This window comes from Alcanivorax sp. (assembly GCF_040119285.1).
Lineage (GTDB): Bacteria > Pseudomonadota > Gammaproteobacteria > Pseudomonadales > Alcanivoracaceae > Alcanivorax.
On record NZ_JBEDTY010000004.1, the window covers coordinates 263316 to 284849 of the forward strand.

The following is a 21534-nucleotide window of genomic DNA, read 5'->3' on the forward strand; positions in this document are numbered from 1 at the left end:
AATATATGGCGCACCCATGCTCACACCCTCCCAGCTATGCAAATGCCTCGGCGATGATATTCGCCTCAGCCTGATCTGCCTGTTGCACGGTCAAGGAGAGGTCTGTGTGTGTGATTTGGTCGACGCCATGCAGGCACCGCAATCTACCGTGTCCCGGCATCTTGCCCAGTTGCGCCAGTGCGAGCTGGTGGTTGCCCGGCGACAGGGCACCTGGATGCATTACCAGCTGAACCCGGCTTTGCCGGAGTGGGCTACAGCGGTCATTAATGCATTGGTAGTGCCTGCCCGAGATGCGTTGAATATCACTCTTCCCAGTGCCGCGTGCTGCGGCTAAATGACGAGAAAAGGTTATGAATACACCACTGAATGTCTTGTTTTTGTGCACCGGTAATTCCTGTCGCTCCATCATTGGTGAAGCGCTGGCTGATCATCTGGGGAAGGGTAAGCTGCACGGATTGAGTGCCGGCAGCATGCCCACCGGTAAGGTTAATGAAAACGCCTTGGCTGTGCTCGCCCGCCACGGTGTGCCGGTGAACACTCCCAGCTCCAAGTCCATGGATGATCTGGAAGGGGAAAAGATCGATCTGGTGATCACGGTCTGTGATGCCGCCGCGGGTGAGTCCTGCCCGGTGTGGTTGGGTGATACCCCGAAAGTGCATTGGGGCCTGGAAGACCCGGCCCATGCAACGGGAACTGACGACGAGATTCGTGGGGCTTTTGAGGTTACCTATAACGAACTGCATGCTCGCGTAGAAGCACTGGCCGCGCTGGATTTTGAATCGATGAACCCGTTGGGGTTGATCGCAACAGCGCAAAAAATTCACCGCGAAATGGATAATCAGTAATGCCGTTTTTTGAACGATATCTCAGTGTCTGGGTGGCATTGGCTATTGCTGTTGGCGTGGGCTTGGGCGTAGCCGTTCCCGGTGTCTTTGAAGCGGTTGCCGGTTTCGAGTATGCCCATGTGAATTTGGCCGTAGCGGTATTCATCTGGGTAATGGTTTACCCGATGATGATTCAGATTGATTTCACCGCGATTAAAAAAGTCGGCAGCAACCCCCGCGGGCTACTACTGACTTTGGTGGTTAACTGGCTGATAAAGCCGTTCACCATGGCGGCTTTAGGCTGGTTATTCTTCAAGGTTTTTTTCGCCGGTTGGGTGGACCCGCAAACGGCGACAGAGTACATCGCCGGTATGATCCTGTTGGGTGTGGCGCCCTGTACGGCCATGGTGTTTGTGTGGAGTCAGCTTACTAAGGGCGATGCAAATTACACCCTGGTACAGGTGTCGGTGAACGATATCATTATGGTATTTGCCTTTGCGCCTATTGCCGGTTTGTTGCTGGGGGTGAGCGATATTACTGTGCCTTGGGATACCTTGGTGCTGTCAGTGGTGCTCTATGTGGTTATGCCATTACTGGCGGGAATGGCAACACGTCATTGGCTGGGGAGCGAGGAGAGGGTTGCCGCCTTTGTTCATCGGCTCAAGCCCGTCAGTGTGATGGGCCTGCTGGCCACAGTGGTGCTGCTATTTGGTTTCCAGGCGGAAACCATTCTTGCCAAGCCCATGGCCATCGTGCTCATTGCTATTCCGCTATTGATCCAGACCTACGGTATTTTTGCCATTGCCTACTGGGCGGCAAAACGGCTGAGGTTGAAGCATAACGTGGCAGGCCCGGCCTGCCTGATCGGTACCAGCAACTTCTTCGAGTTGGCTGTGGCGGTGGCTATCAGTGTGTTCGGTCTGCATTCTGGTGCGGCCTTGGCGACCGTGGTCGGGGTGCTGGTGGAGGTGCCTGTGATGTTGTCACTGGTAGCGATTATCAACCGTACCTCGCACTGGTTTGAAGAAGCCAGCGAATAGCATTAATAGCGAAATCAAAACCGTTAGTGATCAAGCATCTGTCAGCGCCCACTGATACTTCTTCAGTGAGGGTAAGCGATGCTTGTCGCGAAGATAGCCTCAATTATTACGAAAGAAGTTACCGTGCCATGAACGATCTACCCAATCTCGATAACGACTGCTTTCAGCGTCCCACTACCGACAGCGTATACCGGGCCCAGCCGTCTACTCATAAGCCGCGCATCCTGTTGCTATATGGATCACTCCGTCAGCGTTCCTTTAGTCGCCTAGTGGTTCAGGAAGCCGCTCGATTGCTGGAGGCCATGGGGGCAGAAGCAAAAATTTTCCATGCTGATGGTTTGCCTCTGCCCGACAGTGAAGATGCTAGCCACCCTAAGGTGCAGGCACTGCGCGATATGGTGACTTGGTGCGAAGGTATGGTGTGGTGCTCTCCGGAACGGCACGGTGCCATGACGGGCATTATGAAAGCACAGATCGATTGGATTCCTTTATCGCTTGGGGCGGTACGTCCGACCCAGGGGAAGACCCTGGCGGTGATGCAAGTCAGTGGTGGCTCCCAGTCGTTCAATGCGGTAAACCAGCTACGTGTGCTGGGTCGCTGGATGCGCATGGTCACTATTCCTAACCAGTCTTCTGTGCCGAAAGCATTTCTGGAATTTGATGATAATGATCGTATGAAACCCTCCGGTTTCTACGATCGTATTGTGGATGTCATAGAAGAGTTGGTGAAATTCACCTATTTGACCCGTGACCGTAATGACTATCTCACCGACCGTTATTCCGAGCGTAAGGAATCGGCTGAGGAACTGATGGCGAGAGTCAATCAGCGCAGTATATAGAGCCGCATGCCGCGTATAACCCTGCGGCGAGAGTGTATCGTCAGCGGACCTGTTTCTGCACAAAAGAGTAACCGCTTACGTGACGCTATTTACAGTAGAGGTAAGCAGGCGCTATAGCGGTCATTGTCTGGTGCATGCCTGAAGCATAGCTGTTGGTCTTGGCGGGTGAGCGTGTCATCTTTGCCAGGGGTCCAGGGGTTACTCACGGGGCTGTCTTTCTTTGTATTTTCAAGCTGATTCAGCAATGCCAGGCGGGCGTCTAGATGCACCAGGCGAAACAGGTATCGTTTGAAGTCTGGGGTGGCGGTTTCCAGTAGCACATTACCAATGGGGTTGCGTATGGCTTGCCCTGTTGTAGCGCGGGCCGGCTGAATGTTATCTGCTTGAATAACATCAGCGGGCTGCCCCGCGAGTTTTGCATAGTGCTGATATAACGGGAGCATGCGGTTTACGCTGATATGCTTTTTCAGGCCCGCCTTGAATTGTAGCTTTTCAGTCCACGTCGCCTGCTGGTTACCTTCCCGGTATTGTTCTTCCAAAAAGAAATGTGCCATCAGGGTGAATTCTTTTTTCATTGGTGAATGGAAACTTTTTTCTGCCGAAGTCAGGGGTGTCAGCACCGGTGTCGGCATAGCCTTCTGCTGCACGAGAAGTGCCACTAACTGCAGTTTTTCCGCAAGAATGGCATTGGCAACCATTTTGCTGATCAGACTGTGGTCTTGGGCCAGCCATTGGCGCAGCTGCTGAATCTCGGTGAGCAGCGCGGGGCCGGGAGCGGCGCTGTTGGCCCAAGCCAGTGATTGCAGCCGTGAAGCGGAAATCAACAGGTTGTACTCGGGAAAGGTGGCGTTCAGGCGAGGCGGCGTGTTGTCAGAAAAATAAGAGAAATCCAGAAAGGTTTGGTAGCGATCTATGAGAAATTGATAGCGGCTGATCAAGGCTTTGGCTTGAGCTTTTTTTTCCTGCTGCTCTAGTAGGCAGGCAGCCGTCATAGGATGGCAGAGCAGAGGTGTGTTGTTCAGCTTCGGGTAGGCATTGGGAAGCACCAGCTCCGGATGTACTTTTTGTCGCTGCGCCAGCTCATGCCCCTGTTGCGCAGGTGATTGTGTAGCGGGCACACCAAACCCGAGCAGGTAGGCATAAGCCGGGTTGTCATCATTGGGGGTTGTGTCCAGCCATTGTCGGGCTGTGTCATCAAGAGGGGCATCCCGTAGCCACCAAACGGTGAACGCCACCAGCGCCAATACACCAATCCCTAGGATGCTTTTTTTCATGGCGCGATTCTTTATACGTTGTAGAGAGTGAGGGCGCGGCTAAAAGTCCCGGTGCTGATATTGGCGGGCACTCAGGGCCACCATCACCAACATCCAGCCATTCATGATCAACTCAATGGCGAGAAATAGCCCGATCACCCACTGCCCGGATTGCGGCCATTGGGCAAAAATCATCCACGCTAAGGCTAGGCCAATCAGCGCACTAATGATTAGCAAAAAGGTATGGGTACTACCGCGAACATGCCAAGCGATCATGAACCGCAGAGTGGAGATAAGCGCGATGGCGGCGCCGATAATCAGGGTCAGTCCACCGGCGGCGACGGCAGGGCGGGCCATCATATAGCCTCCAAGCAACGCATAGAGCAAGCCGATCATCAGAAACGGCAAGCTGCGTGAGAGCGTGGGGGTGCGGAACGCCTGAAGGATTTGAATCAGGCCGGCCAGCAGTAAAAGTCCACCAATCCAGAACACGCTGATCAAAGTGAACAACCCCGTAGCGCCAAGACCTAGAGTGCCGAGGACAATAAAAACGATGCCGGTAACCAGCAGGCCTTTCCAGTGTTGGGAAAGATGTTCAAGCAGTGGCGGTGGTGTGGCGGGCATGTGGCGAACTCCGTGTCGGCAATGCGTTGATGTGCGTATAGAGAGTGAATGTAGCACAGCGGAAGGCGCGACCACCAAATGCCGGGGCGGCATACAAGAATGAGAGTCAGGGGTACCATTGCGAAAGCGTGATTTCTTCGCTCTGTTCCGTGGTGCCGAACCAGACCTGGCCATCCTGAATCATCGCCTGTAACTGCATGGCCCGCTGAGCGCAGGTGGCCAGTGTGGCTTCGCTGTCTGCATCCACGTGGATGATGGTCAGGTTATCGAAGCGACGCACCTTGTTCTTCATGCTGTCCCACCATACCTGTGGCGCCCGTGGGCCATAACAATACAGGGTAACCTGTTCCGCCAGGCCACACGCTTTACGCAGGCGTTTCTCATCGGGCATGCCCAACTCGATCCAGTGGGCAAGGGTGTCGTTGGGATGGCGTTGCCACAGGTCTGGTTCTTCCGGGTTGGACAGGCCTCGAGAGAAGGCCAGATCTTCATGGGCGTTGAGAGCAAAGGCCAGTAGCCGCAACATCATTCGTGATTCGGTTTCCGAGGGGTGCAAGGCTACTGTCAGATTATGGGTGGCGTAATAATCTCGGTCCATATCGGAAACGGTGAGTTCAGCTTTGTAGATGGTGGCGGTGAGGGCCATGGCAGAGGACTCGCAAACAGGCAGCACGCAACAGGCATGCACGCAAAAGGGGCTGATTGTATCAGGTTGGAGTGTGTACGGCGGGCGCAACAGTCGCTTTGTGTGGGCGCGGTCGAACGAGCCCTCCCATACGAGGTTGCGTCAGCCGAGAAGCGCAACTATCCCGAAACCCACGAACAACGCTGCGCTGATGCGATGGGCCCAGGTTTCGAATTGTTGGCTGCCGAATTGGTGGGCCAGCCAGATGACCGGCAGGTTGGCGGCGATCATGCCCAAGGTGGAGCCGCTTAGTACTGGCCAGAACTGATCTTTGAACTGTATCGCCAGGGCGATGGTGGCCAGCTGGGTCTTGTCGCCGATTTCAGCAATGAAGAACAACACCAGTGCGGTAAGGAAAGGGCCGAAGCGAGGGTTGTCTTCCACTTCTTCATCGTCGTCCGGGATTAGCATCCACAAGCCCAGGCCGATAAAGCTGAGGCCAAGAGTCCAGCGCAGCCACTCCAGGGGGATGGCGCTGGCCAGCCAGTCGCCAAACCAGACGCAGGCGCCATGGTTGAGCAGGGTCGCCACCACCACGCCGGCGAGGATAGGCCACGGTTTGCGGAATTTGAGAATCAGGGCCAGAGATAACAGCTGTGTCTTGTCGCCAATTTCCCCAAGGGCAACTAGCACAAAGGCGCTGAACAGGGCTTCCATGAATATTTCCAGCGGGGCGGGATTATGCGACACAGAGACATCACCGGCTAATCCCGCCCCTGCGGAATGCCTGCAATGTCTCAGGTCTCGTCAATCCGTAAGGATGCGGACGCAGCCACCATGCGCATGAGGCGCAATCATGTTGATGACCGCCAAGGGGCTTTGCGTGAAAGCGATCGAGCGACTACTCCCCCAAGACGGCGAAAACCATAGCGGAAATATGGGTTAAGGGCCAGTACAATGGGGTATTAGCTGCAAGGCGCGGCAGATGCTGAACTGTCCTTTCGCTACTCTGCCGGTGAGGAGTGTGTGCGTGGCGCAAAGGCAGGAACGTCGCCTCTCGCTGGTGCATGTTGTTACCCTAGATTCCAGTTCAAATGAGGAAGAGATTCTCATGAGTGAAGAACGTTTTCTTGATGTTGAAACCAAGCTGGCCTACCAAGAGGACTTGGTGGAGTCGTTGAACAAAGTGGTCAGTGACCAGCAACGGCAGATTGATACGCTGGAAAAAACCTGCCGAAAAATGGCCAACCGGCTGATGGATCTATCTGAGGCGTTTGAGGCCACTCAGGTTGAGGACGCACCGCCTCCGCATTACTGAGGCCGTGGCGAGCAACGCGCTGCCAGGGGTGAGAAAACAGTGGCTATTCGGTCCGGCTCGCAGGATTTTTGAAGTAAGTCATCCTTCTAGAAGCCAGCACGAAAGAGGCCGCGCCCATGCCTTGGGCGCGGCCTCTTTGTTTGCACAATACAGGTGAAGTTATTGGCGCTGCTGCGTGAAACTTGCAGCCGTCTGTTACTCCGTATCCTCGATGCTCAGGCCCCGCGTGGCCACGTCTAAACTGGAGGCGTCGGTTTCGTTGCCGAGTTTGATCATCAGGCGCAGGTCGTTGGGCGAGTCCGCATGGAGCATGGCGTCTTCATAGGTGATTTCGCCGGCGGAGTACAGGTCGTAAAGGGCTTGATCGAAGGTCTGCATACCCTGCTCCCGGGATTTGCTCATCAGCTGCTTGATCTGATGCACTTCGCCCTTGCGGATATGGTCTTGTACCAGTGGTGTGCCCAGCAGCACTTCGATGGCCGCGCGGCGGCCCTTGCCGTCCGGGGTGGGGATCAGCTGCTGGGCGACGATGCCTTTCAGGTTCAGGGATAGATCCATCCACAGCTGGCCGTGACGATCCGCCGGGAAGAAGTGAATGATCCGGTCCAGCGCCTGGTTGGCGTTGTTGGCGTGCAGCGTGGCCAGACACAGGTGCCCGGTTTCGGCGAAAGCAATGGCCTTGTCCATGGTGTCTGGGGTACGGATCTCACCAATCAGAATCACATCCGGGGCCTGGCGCAGGGTGTTCTTCAGGGCCACGTCGAAGGATTCGGTATCAATGCCCACTTCACGCTGGGTGACGATGCAGCCCTGGTGCTGGTGGATAAATTCGATGGGGTCTTCAATGGTGATGATGTGACCCTTGGAGTTCTTGTTGCGGTGGCCGATCATGGATGCCAGCGAGGTGGATTTACCGGTACCGGTGGCGCCCACGAAAATCACCAGGCCACGCTTGGTCATGGCCAGTTCCTTGATCACCGGCGGCAGGCGCAGGTCGTCCACATTGGGGATCTTGGTTTCGATGCGACGCAGCACCATGCCCACCAGGTTGCGCTGGTAGAACGCGGAGACCCGGAAACGGCCCACGCCACGGGCGGAGATGGCAAAGTTGCACTCGTGGTTGGCCACGAATTCTTTGCGCTGCTGCTCGGTCATGACACCGAACACAATATCGCGGGTCATATCCGGGGTCAGCGCGCTCTTGGTCACCGGCAGGATTTTGCCGTTGATCTTCATGCTCGGGGGTACACCGGCGGTAATAAACAGATCCGACCCGCCTTTTTGTACCATTAATTTGAGAAGCTCTTCGAATTCCATGCTTAATGGCCTGCCTGTGCTGATTTTGTGGGCGCTGCTGCGAAACACCCTCGCCGTGCATAAGGCTTACAGTGAGTCCGGGCTCTTGGCTTTTTCGCGAGCCACATCCCGGGCCACCAGCCCTTTCTGCACCAGCCCTTGCAGGCACTGGTCCAGCGTCTGCATGCCTAATGCTCCGCCGGTCTGGATGGCGGAGTACATCTGGGCTACCTTGTCTTCGCGGATCAGGTTACGGATCGCCGGGGTGCCCATCATGATTTCGTGGGCCGCTACTCGGCCGCCGCCGTTCTTCTTCATCAGCGTTTGCGACACCACCGCCTGCAATGATTCCGACAGCATCGAGCGAATCATGGATTTTTCTTCGGCGGGGAATACGTCGATTACCCGGTCAATGGTCTTGGCCGCAGAGGTGGTGTGCAGGGTACCGAACACCAAGTGGCCGGTTTCAGCCGCGGTCAGTGCCAGCCGGATGGTTTCCAAATCCCGCAGCTCACCTACCAAAATGATGTCCGGATCTTCCCGCAGTGCCGAGCGCAGGGCTTCGGAGAAGCCAAGGGTATCGCGGTGCACTTCCCGCTGGTTGACCAGGCATTTTTTGGATTCGTGTACGAATTCGATGGGGTCCTCAATGGTGAGGATATGTTCGTAACGGGAATCGTTGATGTAATCGACCATGGCGGCCAAGGTCGTGGACTTGCCGGAACCGGTGGGCCCGGTGACCAGTACAATGCCCCGTGGCATCTCGGAGATCTTCTGGAAAACCTTGCCCATCCCCAAGTCTTCCATGGTCAGCACTTTCGATGGAATGGTTCGAAATACCGCACCGGCGCCACGATTGTGGTTAAAGGCGTTTACCCGGAAGCGGGCTACGCCGGGCACCTCGAAGGAGAAGTCCGTCTCGTAGAATTCCTCGAAATCCTTGCGCTGCTTGTCATTCATGATGTCATAGATCAATGAATGGACTTCCTTGTGCTCCATGGCCGGCAGGTTGATGCGGCGCACGTCGCCATCCACCCGGATCATCGGGGGCAGGCCGGCGGACAAGTGAAGGTCAGAGGCGCCGTTTTTGGCGCTGAAAGCGAGCAGCTCGGTAATATCCATGATTTATACTTGCTGTTATGGCTTGGAAAGAGCCCCCGTGGGTGGCTCTTTGTTATTATGTTGCGGGGCCTTCAGCGGGCCCCTCAGAAAATCGTCGCATGCTTAAAGTAACCCGACCTCTTGAGCCGTTCAATAATGACTGACGTCAAATCACCACTGCTGCACATTAGTAAGCAAATAAACGCACTTTGCGAGCAGTCAGGGCGTGATCCGCATAGTGTGCAGCTTCTGGCGGTCAGTAAGACCCGCACAGCAGACGAACTGGCCGAACTGGCAGACCAAGGGCAGCGACATTTCGGTGAGAACTACCTGCAGGAGGCGCTGGACAAGATTACCGCGCTGCGGGGGCGGGACCTGGTCTGGCATTTCATCGGGCCGATTCAGTCCAACAAGACCCGTGATATCGCCGCTCACTTTGATTGGGTGCACTCGGTGGACCGGCTCAAGGTGGCGCGCCGCCTCAGCGAACAGCGGCCGCCAGAATCCGCGCCGTTGAATCTGTGTATTCAGGTTAATGTGGACGATGAAGCCAGCAAGAGCGGGGTGGCACTGGCGGACGTGGCCGAGCTGGCTGTCGCGGTGGACGCGTTGCCCAATATCCGGTTGCGGGGGCTAATGGCCATCCCTCGGGCGGACAACGACGATGGCAACCGCGCTGCGTTCCGACAGCTCGCCATGACACTGTCACAATTGCGCAATATAATGCCCGCCCTTGATACGCTCTCCATGGGTATGAGCGCGGACTATCCGGTGGCCATTGAAGAAGGCGCCACTGTGATCCGACTGGGTACTGCCCTGTTCGGCCCGCGCCCGCCCAAGGCCTGATAACAAAGGACTGCGCAGTTATGGCACAACAACTAATCGGATTTATCGGCGCCGGCAACATGGCAACCAGCCTGGCCGGCGGCATGGTGGCGAAAGGAATTCGCCCGGCCCGTATCTGGATGAGCGATCCCTCCAAAGACCGCCTAGACGAAGTCGCCCAGCTGCACCGAGTGCATGTGAGCACCGAAAACCGCGACGTGGCGGGGCGGGTCGATGTACTGGTGCTGGCGGTGAAGCCGCAGATGATGGAGCAGGTGTGCACGGACCTGCGTGACCTGATTGCGGAGCGCCAGCCCCTGGTCATCTCTATTGCTGCAGGGGTCACCGTGGGTAATCTGCGTCGTTGGCTGGGCAGCACCCCGATTGTGCGCTGCATGCCTAATACGCCCTCGCTGGTACAAGCGGGAGCCACCGGCTTGTATGCCGCCGATGACGTGAGCGTTGAGCAGAAAGCCATGGCCAAAGAAATCCTCGGTTGCGTGGGGATCGCCTTCTGGTTCGACGAAGAGAAGGAGCTGGATGCGGTCACCGCTGTTTCCGGCTCCGGTCCGGCCTACTTTTTTCTGTTAATGGAATCGCTGATCGAAGCGGCCAAGGCCCAGGGGCTGGATGCCGGCACTGCTCGGCAGATGGTCCTGCAAACCGCCTGGGGTGCAGCCCAGTTGGCGATTACCAGTGAAGTGGGTCCGGATGTACTGCGTCAGCAAGTCACCAGCCCTGGTGGCACCACCGCCGCAGCCCTGGACGTATTTGAAGACGCTGGTTTTCACGAACAGGTACAAGCCGCCGTTGCCGCCGCGCGTGAGCGATCGGAAGAGCTGGCGGGGTAAGGCAGCACAAACGCCAAGCAGCAAGGCGCGAGGATGATTATACGTTTTGAGCGCGGGTACGGCCCGCCTGAAAAAGCGGGCTTTTGTTGTGTTGCAGCTGGAAGCTTGTCGCTTGATTTTCTCTTCTTTTGCCCCAAACTCTATTCCAGTTTCCGGCGAAGGCCGGTCAAGACATCGCAACGGAGTGATCCATGAACCCGCAGGGTGCCCTGGTTTTTCTGCTGGATTTTGCGTTCAGCGCTTACATTTTCATTGTACTGACCCGCTTCGTGCTGCAGCTGGCCCGGGCGGATTTTTATAACCCGATTTCCCAGTTTGTGCTCAAGGCCACCAACCCGTTGCTCAAGCCCCTGCGCCGGATCATTCCCGGTTACGGTGGGCTGGATGTGGCTGCGTTGGTGTTGGTCGTCGTGCTCATCATGCTCAAGGCGGTGCTCATCTTGGGCATCCAAGTGGGCGGTTTTCCGGCGGGGATCGGTGGGCAGTTGGTGATTTACACCCTGCAGGAATTGGCCAGCTTGATCCTGAACTATGTGTTCTGGGCGGTGCTGATCCGGGTTATCCTTAGTTGGGTGGCGCCAGACCCATACAACCCGGTGGTGCGGGTGATTGTTCAGGTCACTGAACCGATAATGGCCCCGGTTCGCAAGATGCTGCCGCCCATGGGGGGATTTGATCTGAGCCCACTGATTGTGTTGCTGGGCATCCAGCTGTTGCAGATTTTGTTCAAGTTGCACTAGACGCTTCTGGCTTCTGAATGGAGCTGGAAACTAAAAAAGGCGCCGCACGGCGCCTTTTTTAGTTTAAATGGCAGGAAAAAATACGGTTCGGCATAGTGCAAATCGCTGCAAGGGTTTTTACTTGTGTTGTCCCTTTGGTTACAACGTAAGAACCATAACAGCGCCGTTATCTGACAAGCACCAAGCACGGGGAAAAAACATGCAAGACCGGGGTGATTTCAGCCTGACGGGCCTGAGAAAATTGCATCAGCTCTCATTGTTGCCTGGCGGAGACTTCAATGAACTTTATACGGCCTACCTGGAGGCGGGGCGCAGCCTGCTGGGCCTTTCCATTGGCATTGTCAGCCGCATTAAAGGCGTGGATTACGAAGTGCTAGCGGTGCAACCGGGCGATGGTGGTATCAGCACCGGTGACCATTTCCCCCTGGGCGACACTTACTGCTCCACCGTAGTGAGCAAGCAAGGCTCGGTGGCGTTGCACCACGTGGGCGAACTGAAAGAGATGCGTTCGCACCCAGTGTATGTGGGGATGCAGCTGGAATCCTATATGGCTGTGCCGTTGTATGTGCAAGGCGAGATTTTCGGCACCCTCAATTTCAGCGATCCCTCACCGCGCGGTGAAGCCTTCAGCATTGAGGAAATGGAGTTTCTGGAATTGATGGGCAAGTCTCTCAGCCAGACTCTAGAAAAGGATCGGCTGAATCAGCAACAGCAAGCGGCCGTTAGTAAAATGGAAGAGAACATGGCCCTGTTCGAAGGGGCTTTCCGCTACGCCGCCATCGGCATGGCGATTGTTTCGCCGGAAGGCGGCTGGATGCGGGTTAACCAAGCCCTGTGCTGCATCGTCGGTTATGATGAGCAAGCCTTGCTGAGCAGCGATTTCCAGGCGATTACCCACGTCGACGATCTGGAAACCGACTTGCATCATGTGGAAGCGATGCTGACAGGCAAGCGTGATAGTTACTGGATGAAGAAACGCTATATCCATAAGGATGGGCATATAGTCTGGGTGTTATTGGCTGTTTCTCTTGTCCGTAATGGGGATGGTTCGCCCCGTTATTTTTTAGCCCAAATCGAAGATATCACCGCTCAAGTGACGGCGGAAGTGGCCCTGCACGCAAAACAGGACGAACTGGAGCGGCTTAACCAAGAGCTGGCGAACATGGCTCGTACCGACCCTCTCACCGGGCTCTATAACCGATTGGTGCTGATGGAAGGTCTGCGCCAGGAGTTCCGCCGTTGTGAGCGTCGTGGTGAGCCCTTGTCGGTAATCTTCATGGATGTGGATCATTTCAAGCAATATAACGATAGTTACGGGCACGTAGAAGGAGATGTGGCGCTGCAGGCGGTAGCGGAGGCGCTACGCCTGGTTATCCGTGATACCGATGTGTTGGCGCGCTATGGTGGCGAAGAGTTTGTTGCCTTGCTGCCCACTGCTAACTCGCAAGACGCTGAAGGGGTGGCAGAGCGTTGCCGTGGTGCTGTGGCGGGGATTACTTCGCTCAATAGGTCGGTGAGCTTGAGTGTGGGCGTGGCCACACTCAAGCTCTGCGGCGAGGCCGATGAAGCGAAGAGCCCAGAAGCGCTTTTAAGCGCGGCGGATCAAGCACTTTATGCAGCCAAGGAGGCCGGCCGCAACCGCGTTCATACCGCACAGCTTTAATGCTTAATGCTCACAGGTCACCTCCTCAGGTAGAGGGAGAACAGCCTAGAGCACGCTACAACAGGATTCGCTTGCCTTTACCCTATGCGGGGTGTTTTGCCCTGCTTCTCCTGGGATTCCATCCATCCCAGAATGCGCCCGCCTAATGGTTGTTGGGTCGCTTCGGCGGCGAGGGCCACCGCTTCGCGCAGGCCCTGCACATCAATGCCGGTTTTCAGTCCGGCGCTTTCCAGCAGGTACACCAGATCTTCCGTGGCCATGTTACCGGTAGCGCCGGGTGCAAATGGGCAGCCGCCCAGCCCGCCCAGGGAAGCGTCAAACCGCCTTACCCCTAGGTCTGCCGCCGCCCAGGCCATGGCGGCGGCTAGCCCGCGAGTGTCGTGCAGGTGGACATAGAATTTTTCGGCGCCGAACTCTTGTATCAAAGGCGCCATGATGTCTTTCATCTGCTGTGGGTTGCCTGCACCAATGGTATCGGCAATGGCCACCTCGTCGGAACCGGCAGCAAACATGCGCTCGCTGAGTTTCTGGGGCAGGGTTACTGGCACCGGGCCGTCGTAGGGGCAGGCAAAGGCGCCAGAAATATAGGTGCGGGTGGCGATGCCGTCAGCTTTGGCGGCTGCAATAATCGCTTCACAGCTTTGCGCTGCCTGCTCCAGGCTCATGCGCAGGTTGCGTTCGTTGAAGGAGTCGGTAGTGGATAGCACCAGCCCCACGGTGGGGTAACCCGCATCGCGGGCCAGCTGATAACCTTTTAAGTTGGGTATCAGGGCGGTGTAATGTAGATCGTTACCTTGTGGCAGCAGCGGAGTTAACGCGGCGGCGTCGGCCATCTGTGGGATCGCCTTGGGGCTGACAAAGCTCACTGGCTCCAAATAGCGCATGCCCGCATCGACCAGTAACTGAGCCAGCTTTGCCTTGGTGGCGGTGTCTACGGTTACCGGTTGATTTTGTAGGCCGTCGCGCAGCCCCACCTCGTTGATGATTGCCTGGTCTGTCATGGTAAATGCCGTCGTGCCGAAAAAGGGCTGCAAGTGTGCCATCAGCGCAGTGGATGTGCACCTTAGAGGGTTCTAGCAGAACAAACGGCCAGTCGAGCGTGTCTTTTCGACACGCGTTGTCCGACAGTCATACTAGCGACATGGTATCTTCGGTCACGCTGCCCTAGCGTTGGCACAATAACAACGGAGCAATGAAGAGATGGATCTGATCATTTTTCTGCTGGCGCTGCTAGTGATGAGCACGGTAACTCTGACGCTGGCATTTTATCTGTGCTGGTACTACGATCGGCGCAGCTTTCCCCAGCAATCTGAGCTGCCCGGCGAACACCCTTTACGGCTATTGCCGACGCTACTTGGCATGGCCAAGGAAACCGCAGCCCTGACGGTGCTGGTGCTTAGTTACCCGTTGCGTCTGATCCACGATTCTTCTCCGATACGCAGCCGCCATCACGGCGAGCCCCCGGTGATTCTGGTCCATGGTTACGGCGGCAACAGTGCCAACTTTTTATTTATGCAGTGGCGCCTGAAATGGCGCGGCTGGTCCAATGTGTATTCGGTGAGTTATACCCCGCCGCATATCAATGCCCGCAAACTATCCCAGCAGGTGGTTGATCATGTGGAGGGTATCCTGGCAACCACAGGCGCGGAAAAAGCCCATCTGGTTTGCCACTCCATGGGCGGTCCGTTAACCCGCTATGCGCTTAAGAACTTGGGGCTGGCTGGCAAGGTAGACCGGGTGATTACCTTGGGTAGCCCGCATTATGGGACGCGAGTAGCCGGCTTGTTTCCGCCATTGGGGGCCGCCGCCCAGCTGCGCTACCAGAGCCCTTTCATCCGAGAGCTGGCCACCGAGACAACCTGCCCGGGTGGCGCGCGGTACTTCTCCATCTTCTCCAACATGGATAATTTTGTGCTGCCGGTGTCTGCGGCGGTGTTGCACGGTGCGGAAGACAATATCCATGTTCCTTATCTGGGGCACTGCGCGTTGCTCTACAGTAGCCGGGTTATGGATCAAGTGGAGCGTTGTCTTTTGACCCCAAGCAAGGCGGCGGAGTAAATATTGATCTGCAGCATGGTTGCCTTTCCTCTCTTCCCGGATCATGGTGAATATAAAAAATGAGAGAGGGAATTTGATCATGAGTGAATATGGCGCAACAGTGGCTTGGCATCTGCAGCGTGGTACCAGCTTTGATTATGAACACTTCAACCGGGATCACGAATGGACCTTCGCAGGCGGTGAAGTGGTATCCGCTTCCGGGTCTCCGGAATTTTACGGCTGCGCCAATCGGGTCAATCCGGACGAAGCGGTCATTGCTGCCACCGCCAGCTGCCACATGCTTACCTTTCTGTCTATCGCCGCGAAGCGTGGCCTCACCGTACTCAGTTATATCGACCAGCCCTTGGGAACGGTGGACAAGAACGGGGGAGGGCGCATGGCGATCACCCGGATCGTGCTGCGGCCTCGGGTGGTTTTTGATGGGCAAGAGCCTGATGGCCCAGCCCTGGAAAAGCTCCACGAGAGCGCCCATCGTAACTGCTTTGTGGCCAACTCATTGAGTGCCGATGTACGCATAGAGCCGGTTTAGCTGGCCAAGTTAAAATCTGAGAGGTTCTGTAGGAGCGCCCCCTGAGCGCGATCTGAAGTGCCAATGCCGGCAGCTAAACCTGCCCTTTGGGTTTTTCTGGCTCAGGTGGCCCCTATGCTGGCCGAATGGGGTATAGAGTCCGAGCCCGCCAGAAAGGGGCTTTTCAACGGTTCCCCTGGTCTTTTTTCCGTCAGCTCGCAATCGCGCCTGATCATGTAGAATAACGACACCGCACAATCGCCCCCCGTGGGCTAACCAAAAATTGACGCCGGTGCGGTTGTGAATAGACCCCAAAACAGGTTTCCAAGGACTAGCCAACATGCTTGATAAGAACGAAATCGAACTGTTTCGCGATAACGTAAAAAAATTCCTCGAAAACGAAGTGGCCCCTCATTACAGCCAGTGGGAAAAAGCCGAGATATTCCCACGTGAACTGTGGAATAAAATGGGCGAAAACGGCTTATTGTGTGTGGACGTACCGGAGGAATACGGCGGCTTTGGCGCCAACTTCCGCCTGTCAGCGGTGATCGTAGAGGAAGCCTCTCGCGCTGGCTTCAGTTCCTTGGCCTCCAACATTTCTGTGCATTCCGACATCGTCGCTCCCTACATTCTGCACCTGGGCAATGAAGAACAGAAAAAAACCTGGTTGCCGAAAATGGTTACCGGTGAAGCCGTGGGGGCCATCGGCATGACCGAGCCCGGCGCCGGTTCCGACCTGCAAGGCTTGAAAGCCCGTGCCGACAAGGATGGCGATGGCTATAGCATCAATGGCCAAAAAACCTTTATTACCAACGGTCAGCATTGCGACGTGATCGTGCTTGCCACAAAGACCGACCCCAACGCTGGCTCCAAAGGCATGACGTTGTTCACCGTGGATTGCACTCTGGACGGCTTTGCCCGTGGCCGCAACCTGGAGAAAATGGGCCTCCACGCGGCGGACACCTCTGAGCTGTTTTTCGAAAACGTGAAAGTCGGCGCGGACCAGATTCTCGGTGGTGAAGGCAAAGGCTTCGCCAACCTGATGAACGAGCTACCCCGCGAGCGCCTGATTTTGGCGCTGGGGGCTATCGCCGCCTGTGAAGGCATGATTGAGCGTACCATCGAATACACCAAGGAGCGCATGGCGTTTGGCAAGCCTATTTCCAGCCTGCAGAATACCCGTTTCGTGCTGGCGGACTTACACGCCCAGGTGGTGATCAACCGTGCCTACTGTGAGCAGTGTATCGAACAGTATGATCGCCGAGAACTTACCGCCACCAATGCCTCCATTGCCAAGCTCACCGGCACCGAGCTGCAAGGCGTGGTAGCCGACAAATGTCTGCAGCTGTTCGGTGGCTACGGCTACATGCAGGAATACCCCATCTCTCGCGACTACGTGGACGCCCGTATCCAGCGTATCTATGGCGGTACCAGTGAAATCATGAAAGAAATCATCTCCCGGGATATCATCGGGCGGTAATCTCTTCTCCTCTTGTTCCATAAAAAACGCGGCTATGGCCGCGTTTTTTATGGTTCTTTATGTGGGCACTTCAGGCTTACGCTGAACACATATGGAGTTTCAGAGGCTCCCAAGGCTTATATTTAAATGTCCGGTAATCCAATTATCCATGGCAGGGACGGCCAAAGGCAATCTCTGCCATGCCATAAAATCGATGGCAGACTTACTGCTTGATCCCTTCCACGGAAATAATAATCTCCACGGTTTCAGATGCTGGGCCCAGGTTTTTGGTGATGCCGAAGTCTGCCAATGTTAGCGTGGTGCTGGCTTCCAGGCCCATGCGGTAGCCGCCCCAGGGATCATCGCCGTAGCCGATCATTTTAGCGTCGAGAGTCACAGGCTTGGTTACGCCATGCAGGGTGAAGTCCCCTGTGATTTTGGCGGTTTTCTCGCCGGTTTTTTCAATGCTTGTGCTTTTAAACGTGGCGGTGGGAAATTTTTTCACGTCTAGGAAATCATCACCGCGCAGGTGCTTGTCTCGCTCGGCGTGGTTGGAGTCCACACTGGCGGTCTGGATGGTGGCGTTTACCTGGCTGTTTTCCGGGTTCTCAGCATCCGCAGTGAACTCGCCGGTAAAATCATTGAATTGCCCGTACAACCAGCTGTAACCCAGGTGGGAAATCTTGAACATGACAAACTGGTGTGTGCCCTTGGTATCGAACTTGTAGGTGCCGCCGGGCTGATCGGCAAGCGCCATACTGCTAAGCAGCAGTGCCAAGGTGGGAACGGCGATTTTTTTTAATAACGTCAACATAAGCATCAAGCTCCGTTTGGATGATTAAAAAGGGTTGTGTGTGGGAGGTGGAGGGGTATGCGGGTTGGCGCGTGGCGCCAAGCCAATGATGCGTCGCAATGTATCATCGCGATCAAAAAGGTGATGTTTGATGGCGGCCAGCGCATGCAAACTGGCCAGCCCGACCACAGCCCACGTAGCCCAGTAATGAATCAGCCCGGCGGTCTCCTCCAGGCCAGTTTGCTGGCCGCTGACCGAGGGTACGGAAAACCAATTAAAGACCGCAACGTAAGAGCCATCGGCGCTGCTGATCAGGTAGCCACTCATCATGGCTACAAACAGCAGAATATAGAGAGCCCAGTGGGTAAGGTGGGCGCTGAATTTTTCCCAAGGTTTGTGGGACGCAAGCGGCGCCGGCGGTGGCGAGATAAACCGCCAGCTCAGACGAAGGGTCATGATGATAAACAGCAGAATGCCGACGCTACGATGCAGGTCTGGCCCCTTGCGGTACCAAGGGTCGTAGTAACCTAAATCCACCATATAAAACCCCAGCGCAAACAGGCCGATCACCGCCAATGCCACCAGCCAGTGGAATAGCAGGGCAATAGCGCCAAAGCGTTGCGAGTCGTTGCGCAGTTTCATGACGGTTCCCTTCCGGTGTTGCCGAGCCACCCCTTTTTGTTCAGAACCTGCACAGCGCGTCAGGTTCTGGCATAGACATAACTTACAGCCGTTATGTGTATGCGGCTAGCTTGTCGTCATTGCGGGCCGGGACACAGAGCAAAAAACTGAACGATTTGATCAACTGTTCTGTTGATTGCCTCAGCGCCTCGACCTTCTGCTACTCTTACGCTTTGGATATGCCTTATGAATTATGGGAGGAGGGGCCTTGAGCTGGGATGAGCAAAAATTGCAGACACACCTGGATGCCATGGCGGGGGCCGTCAATGAGCGCTTTGGCGACAAGTCGCCGTTGCTGGTGGGTATTGAGTCCGGCGGCGCTTGGGTGGCTCAGGCGCTGAATGCGCGTTTGCCGACAGCGTTACCGCTGGGCTCCCTGAACCCGGCCTTTTATCGGGACGACTTTGATACCCGCGGTCTTAAGCCCAAGGTAACGCCCTCCAAGCTGCCGTTCGATGTGGACGGCCAGCACATTTTGCTGGTGGATGATGTGCTAATGACCGGACGCACCATCCGTGCGGCCATGAACGAGTTATTCGATTTTGGCCGCCCGGCGTCCATCACCCTGGTGGTATTGTTCGACATCGGCCGTCGGGAACTACCGATTGGCGCTGATATTTGTGGGGAAACTTTGGCATTACCCCCTCATCAGCGGATAGAATTACACGGCCCCTCTCCGTTGATTGCCGAGATTCGCAATCTGGTGGTTGAGGACGATACTGAGACAAGGTCATAAGAATGACGCCAACGCTTGCGCCATCCTCCCGAGTACAACTTACCGACAGCGGTAAGCTCCGTCATTTTCTCACCACTGAACATCTGCCTCGTTCCCTGTTGGAAGATATTCTCGATACTGCGGCAAGCTTTGTGGATGTGGGCGGCCGGGCGATCAAGAAGGTCCCCCTGTTACGCGGCAAAACCGTGGTGAACCTGTTCTTCGAATCCAGTACCCGCACTCGCAGCACTTTTGAGCTGGCGGCCCAGCGGCTGAGTGCAGACGTGCTCAACCTGGACATCGCCAAATCGGCCACCAGCAAGGGCGAAACCCTGCTCGATACCCTGCGTAATTTGGAAGCCATGGCGGCGGACATGTTCGTGGTGCGCCATCAGGATTCCGGAGCGCCTTTCTTCATCGCCAATGAAGTAACCCCCAACGTAGCGGTGATCAATGCCGGTGACGGACGCCATGCGCACCCCACTCAGGCGATGCTCGACATGTATACCATTCGCCACTACAAGGGCGGCTTCGAGGGCCTGAAAGTGGCCATCGTTGGTGACATTCTCCATTCCCGTGTGGCCCGCTCCCAGGTCCATGCATTGAATATTCTTGGCGCCGATGAAGTACGCCTGATCGGCCCGAAGACATTACTTCCGGTAGATGCAGAAGCCCTCGGCGCAACCGTGTTCACCGACATGGCTCAGGGCCTAAAAGACGTGGATGTGGTAATCATGCTGCGTCTGCAAAAAGAGCGTATGGATTCCGCCTTGCTGCCCAGTGAAGCTGAGTTTTTTCGGCTCTACGGGCTTAACAACGACAAGCTGCTATTTGCTAAAGAGGACGCCATCGTGATGCACCCCGGGCCTATTAACCGGGGCGTGGAAATCGCGTCGGAAGTGGCGGATGGCCCTCGATCAGTGATTCTCAACCAGGTCACGTTCGGCATCGCCGTGCGTATGGCGGTCATGTCCATGGCCATCAGTGGTCAGGATAGCGACATGTCCGCAGCGGGAGGTGCCCATGGCCAGCGCTAACCGTAAACGCGCCCACATCCTGATCCGCAAAGGCCGGGTGATTGATCCGGCCAGTGGCCGCGACGACGTGGCCGACCTGCTGATCGAAAACGGTCGCTTGACCCGCATCGGTGCCAGCCTGGATGCACCAGGTGCCGATATTATCCAGGCCGATGGCCTCTGGGTATTGCCGGGGCTAGTGGATGCCTGCGTGCATTTGTCTCTGCCCGGCAGTGGTCGCACCGGCGATATTGCCAGTGAAACCCGTGCCGCGGCGGCGGGGGGCATTACCCATTTGGCCGCCCAGCCTGATTGTGGGCCGGTGGATTCCACCGCCGTGGTTCGATTGATCCGCGAACAGGCCGGGCAGGCCGGGTTTGCCCGTATCATGCCCATCGCCGCCATGACTCAGGGCCTGCTGGGCGAGCAACTGGCAGAAATGTCTACCTTGGCCCGGGCCGGCTGTATTGCAGTGGGCAATGCCGGTGGCAAGGTGGCCAATGCGCTGGTACTCAAGCGCAGTTTGGAATACGCGGCGACCTTTGATTTGCCAGTGATGTTCCGGCCGCAGGATTCGGCGCTCAGCGCCGGCGGTTGTGCACACGAAGGGCCGGTGGCCACCCGCCTCGGCCTTCCCGGCATTCCCGCCGTGGCGGAAAGCGTGGACCTGTCACGCGACCTGTTGTTGGTGGAGGCCACCGGAGTGCGGGCACATTTCCAGCAGATCTCCAGTCGCGACTCTTTGCGCCTGCTGAGGGCCGCCAAACGACGAGGCCTGCCGGTGACCGCAGATGTGAGTATTCAGCACTTGTTGCTGGATGAATCGGCGCTGGAAGGTTTCAACAGCCATTGTCACGTGATCCCGCCGCTGCGCAGTGCCGAGGACCGGCAAGCACTGCTGGAAGCGGTGGCCGATGGCACCATCGATGCTATCTGCTCTCAGCACACACCCATTGGTTCCTCCAGCAAGGCAGCCCCCTTCCCAGCCACCAAGCCGGGTATGGCCGGGTTGGATGTGCTGCTGTCGTTGGTGCTGCAACTGGTGGATGAGGGCAAGCTGGACTTGTTGCGCGCGCTGGATGCCGTCACCGCCGCTCCCGCTCGCTGCCTGGGTATTCAGGCCGGCCAGCTGGAAGCCGGCCGCCCGGCGAGCCTATGTGTTCTCGACCCCACGGCGGCAAAAGATCTCCGCGAAGATTGGTTATCCGCCGGCAACAATTCTCCTTGGCGCTATGCTCAGCTCAAGGGCACCGTGAAGTTGACGGTATGTCAGGGCAAAGTAAGCTGGTTATCGGATTGAGCTGC

24 protein-coding genes are annotated in these 21534 nt (G+C 56.5%); 15 read left to right on the forward strand and 9 right to left on the reverse strand.

Annotation, left to right across the window (positions count from 1 at the left end):
* Positions 1-16: 16 nt before the first annotated feature.
* The 4 genes from ABNH10_RS02155 to arsH all read left to right on the forward strand — a co-directional run bounded on the left by ABNH10_RS02155 (position 17) and on the right by arsH (position 2703).
* The gene (locus ABNH10_RS02155; protein ID WP_349384548.1) at positions 17-334 is read left to right on the forward strand and encodes a metalloregulator ArsR/SmtB family transcription factor; all 318 of its coding nucleotides are present in this window, start codon (positions 17-19) and stop codon (positions 332-334) included.
* Positions 335-350: 16 nt separating this feature from the next.
* Complete coding sequence (locus ABNH10_RS02160; RefSeq protein ID WP_046962223.1) at positions 351-845, forward strand: arsenate reductase ArsC; 495 nt, start codon at positions 351-353, stop codon at positions 843-845.
* Positions 845-1864: an ACR3 family arsenite efflux transporter gene (gene arsB, locus ABNH10_RS02165; RefSeq protein WP_349384549.1), complete on the forward strand. Its 1020-nt coding sequence runs from the start codon at positions 845-847 to the stop codon at positions 1862-1864. The genes ABNH10_RS02160 and arsB overlap by 1 nt, the downstream gene beginning before the upstream one ends.
* Before the next feature lie 128 nt (positions 1865-1992).
* Positions 1993-2703 carry an arsenical resistance protein ArsH gene (arsH, locus tag ABNH10_RS02170; RefSeq protein WP_349384550.1) on the forward strand — a complete coding sequence of 237 codons (711 nt, stop codon included), beginning with the start codon at positions 1993-1995 and terminating at the stop codon, positions 2701-2703.
* An 89-nt stretch (positions 2704-2792) separates the two neighbouring features.
* On the opposite strand, the gene ABNH10_RS02175 is transcribed toward arsH, so the two are convergent.
* The 4 genes from ABNH10_RS02175 to ABNH10_RS02190 form a co-directional block, all read right to left on the reverse strand.
* Complete coding sequence (locus tag ABNH10_RS02175) at positions 2793-3977, reverse strand: hypothetical protein (protein WP_349384551.1); 1185 nt, start codon at positions 3975-3977, stop codon at positions 2793-2795.
* A gap of 39 nt (positions 3978-4016) precedes the next feature.
* Positions 4017-4580 carry an HdeD family acid-resistance protein gene (locus tag ABNH10_RS02180; protein WP_349384552.1) on the reverse strand — a complete coding sequence of 188 codons (564 nt, stop codon included), beginning with the start codon at positions 4578-4580 and terminating at the stop codon, positions 4017-4019.
* Positions 4581-4686: 106 nt separating this feature from the next.
* On the reverse strand, positions 4687-5226 hold the full coding sequence (locus ABNH10_RS02185) for a YaeQ family protein (RefSeq protein WP_011589945.1): 540 nt from the start codon (positions 5224-5226) through the stop codon (positions 4687-4689).
* Between the two features lie 141 nt (positions 5227-5367).
* A complete protein-coding gene (locus ABNH10_RS02190) occupies positions 5368-5955 on the reverse strand; it encodes a TMEM165/GDT1 family protein (protein WP_349384553.1) in 588 nt (195 codons plus the stop codon).
* A gap of 361 nt (positions 5956-6316) precedes the next feature.
* On the opposite strand from ABNH10_RS02190, the gene ABNH10_RS02195 reads away from it, so the two are divergent.
* The gene (locus ABNH10_RS02195) at positions 6317-6523 is read left to right on the forward strand and encodes a SlyX family protein (RefSeq protein ID WP_349384554.1); all 207 of its coding nucleotides are present in this window, start codon (positions 6317-6319) and stop codon (positions 6521-6523) included.
* A 195-nt stretch (positions 6524-6718) separates the two neighbouring features.
* Here the strand turns inward: ABNH10_RS02195 and ABNH10_RS02200 are convergent, their stop codons facing one another.
* Positions 6719-7840 carry a PilT/PilU family type 4a pilus ATPase gene (locus ABNH10_RS02200; protein ID WP_349384555.1) on the reverse strand — a complete coding sequence of 374 codons (1122 nt, stop codon included), beginning with the start codon at positions 7838-7840 and terminating at the stop codon, positions 6719-6721.
* 66 nt (positions 7841-7906) lie between these two features.
* Entirely contained in the window at positions 7907-8941 is a 1035-nt protein-coding gene (locus ABNH10_RS02205; protein WP_349382658.1) for a type IV pilus twitching motility protein PilT, read from the reverse strand.
* A 135-nt stretch (positions 8942-9076) separates the two neighbouring features.
* Between ABNH10_RS02205 and ABNH10_RS02210 the strand changes: the two genes are divergently transcribed.
* From ABNH10_RS02210 to ABNH10_RS02225, 4 genes are all read left to right on the forward strand, one after another.
* The gene (locus tag ABNH10_RS02210) at positions 9077-9766 is read left to right on the forward strand and encodes a YggS family pyridoxal phosphate-dependent enzyme (protein ID WP_349384556.1); all 690 of its coding nucleotides are present in this window, start codon (positions 9077-9079) and stop codon (positions 9764-9766) included.
* Between the two features lie 20 nt (positions 9767-9786).
* The gene (gene proC / locus ABNH10_RS02215; RefSeq protein ID WP_349384557.1) at positions 9787-10596 is read left to right on the forward strand and encodes a pyrroline-5-carboxylate reductase; all 810 of its coding nucleotides are present in this window, start codon (positions 9787-9789) and stop codon (positions 10594-10596) included.
* Positions 10597-10787: 191 nt separating this feature from the next.
* A complete protein-coding gene (locus ABNH10_RS02220) occupies positions 10788-11336 on the forward strand; it encodes a YggT family protein (protein WP_349384558.1) in 549 nt (182 codons plus the stop codon).
* Between the two features lie 199 nt (positions 11337-11535).
* Positions 11536-12999: a sensor domain-containing diguanylate cyclase gene (locus tag ABNH10_RS02225; RefSeq protein ID WP_349384559.1), complete on the forward strand. Its 1464-nt coding sequence runs from the start codon at positions 11536-11538 to the stop codon at positions 12997-12999.
* Positions 13000-13076: 77 nt separating this feature from the next.
* On the opposite strand, the gene ABNH10_RS02230 is transcribed toward ABNH10_RS02225, so the two are convergent.
* A complete protein-coding gene (locus ABNH10_RS02230) occupies positions 13077-14000 on the reverse strand; it encodes a hydroxymethylglutaryl-CoA lyase (protein ID WP_349384560.1) in 924 nt (307 codons plus the stop codon).
* Positions 14001-14199: 199 nt separating this feature from the next.
* On the opposite strand from ABNH10_RS02230, the gene ABNH10_RS02235 reads away from it, so the two are divergent.
* The 3 genes from ABNH10_RS02235 to ABNH10_RS02245 all read left to right on the forward strand — a co-directional run bounded on the left by ABNH10_RS02235 (position 14200) and on the right by ABNH10_RS02245 (position 17045).
* A complete protein-coding gene (locus ABNH10_RS02235) occupies positions 14200-15057 on the forward strand; it encodes an esterase/lipase family protein (RefSeq protein WP_349384561.1) in 858 nt (285 codons plus the stop codon).
* 79 nt (positions 15058-15136) lie between these two features.
* Positions 15137-15586 carry an OsmC family protein gene (locus ABNH10_RS02240; RefSeq protein ID WP_349384562.1) on the forward strand — a complete coding sequence of 150 codons (450 nt, stop codon included), beginning with the start codon at positions 15137-15139 and terminating at the stop codon, positions 15584-15586.
* A 319-nt stretch (positions 15587-15905) separates the two neighbouring features.
* A complete protein-coding gene (locus ABNH10_RS02245; RefSeq protein WP_349384563.1) occupies positions 15906-17045 on the forward strand; it encodes an acyl-CoA dehydrogenase family protein in 1140 nt (379 codons plus the stop codon).
* A gap of 202 nt (positions 17046-17247) precedes the next feature.
* On the opposite strand, the gene ABNH10_RS02250 is transcribed toward ABNH10_RS02245, so the two are convergent.
* On the reverse strand, positions 17248-17844 hold the full coding sequence (locus ABNH10_RS02250; protein ID WP_349384564.1) for a YceI family protein: 597 nt from the start codon (positions 17842-17844) through the stop codon (positions 17248-17250).
* Between the two features lie 18 nt (positions 17845-17862).
* Positions 17863-18459 carry a cytochrome b gene (locus tag ABNH10_RS02255; RefSeq protein WP_349384565.1) on the reverse strand — a complete coding sequence of 199 codons (597 nt, stop codon included), beginning with the start codon at positions 18457-18459 and terminating at the stop codon, positions 17863-17865.
* A 232-nt stretch (positions 18460-18691) separates the two neighbouring features.
* Here ABNH10_RS02255 and pyrR point away from each other — a divergent pair, with 232 nt between their 5' ends.
* Genes pyrR through ABNH10_RS02270 form a run of 3 tightly spaced genes read left to right on the forward strand, consistent with a single transcriptional unit; the run spans position 18692 to position 21529 of the window.
* Positions 18692-19234, forward strand: coding sequence for a bifunctional pyr operon transcriptional regulator/uracil phosphoribosyltransferase PyrR (gene pyrR / locus ABNH10_RS02260; protein WP_349384566.1), 543 nt, complete (start codon positions 18692-18694; stop codon positions 19232-19234).
* A gap of 2 nt (positions 19235-19236) precedes the next feature.
* Positions 19237-20250 carry an aspartate carbamoyltransferase catalytic subunit gene (locus tag ABNH10_RS02265; RefSeq protein ID WP_011587333.1) on the forward strand — a complete coding sequence of 338 codons (1014 nt, stop codon included), beginning with the start codon at positions 19237-19239 and terminating at the stop codon, positions 20248-20250.
* The gene (locus ABNH10_RS02270) at positions 20237-21529 is read left to right on the forward strand and encodes a dihydroorotase (protein ID WP_349384567.1); all 1293 of its coding nucleotides are present in this window, start codon (positions 20237-20239) and stop codon (positions 21527-21529) included. Before ABNH10_RS02265 ends, ABNH10_RS02270 begins: the two co-directional genes overlap by 14 nt.
* The last annotated feature ends 5 nt before the right edge of the window (positions 21530-21534 follow it).